The following is a 319-nucleotide window of genomic DNA, read 5'->3' as shown; positions in this document are numbered from 1 at the left end:
TATCAGCCTGATATTATTTTGTTAACGGTAAGATGGTACCTACGGTACAACCTCAGTTTTCGTGATTTGGTGGAAATGCTAGAAGAACGGGGTTTATCCATTTCTCATACAACGATTATGCGTTGGGTTCATCAGTATGGTCCTGAATTGGACAAACGAATCCGCCGTCACCTCAAACAAACAAATGACTCTTGGAGAGTCGATGAAACATATATCAAAGTAAAAGGTCAATGGATGTATCTGTATCGTGCTGTTGATTCGAAAGGAAACACAATTGATTTTTTCCTAAACAAAACAAGAGACCAGAAGGCTGCAAAGC

Annotated in this window: 1 protein-coding gene; it reads left to right on the top strand. The window is 39.5% G+C overall.

Annotated features, from left to right (window positions below):
- Positions 1-319, top strand: a 319-nt coding sequence (locus MR155_RS31650) for an IS6 family transposase (RefSeq protein ID WP_242312141.1), incomplete at both ends; no start/stop codon positions are given.

This window comes from Bacillus cereus group sp. BfR-BA-01331, from assembly GCF_022663915.1.
Lineage (GTDB): Bacteria > Bacillota > Bacilli > Bacillales > Bacillaceae_G > Bacillus_A > Bacillus_A mycoides.
The sequence above is the reverse complement of the archived record's forward strand: the minus strand, read 5'-3'. Positions and strand labels throughout refer to the sequence as shown.